General features: G+C 64.0%; 1 protein-coding gene. It reads right to left on the bottom strand.

Annotated elements, in window-relative coordinates:
* A partial coding sequence (locus LK12_RS23250) for an electron transfer flavoprotein subunit beta/FixA family protein (RefSeq protein ID WP_039290617.1) occupies positions 1 to 442 on the bottom strand: 442 nt, incomplete at both ends.

The following is a 442-nucleotide window of genomic DNA, read 5'->3' as shown; positions in this document are numbered from 1 at the left end:
CCGTCGATCTCGACCTTGCTGGCGAAAGTGCCCTGCGGGCGGCCGAGCAGCGCGGCGAGCATCTGGCCGGTCTGGTTCGAATCGTCGTCGATCGCCTGCTTGCCCAGGATCACCAGGCCCGGATTCTCTTCGGCAACGATCGCCTTGAGGATCTTGGCCACCGCCAGCGGTTCGACCTCATCGTCGGTCTGGACGAGAATGGCGCGGTCGGCACCCATGGCCAGTGCGGTGCGCAGGGTTTCCTGCGCCTTGGCCGGGCCGATCGAGACCGCGATGATCTCTTCCGCCTTGCCCGCTTCCTTGAGGCGGATGGCTTCCTCGACGGCGATTTCGTCGAACGGGTTCATGCTCATCTTGACGTTGGCAAGGTCAACGCCGGTGCCGTCGGACTTTACCCGCGGCTTCACGTTATAATCGATCACCCGCTTCACGGGCACGAGGA

The organism is Novosphingobium malaysiense (genome assembly GCF_000802225.1).
Lineage (GTDB): Bacteria > Pseudomonadota > Alphaproteobacteria > Sphingomonadales > Sphingomonadaceae > Novosphingobium > Novosphingobium malaysiense.
This window is presented reverse-complemented; position numbering and strand designations above follow the sequence as displayed.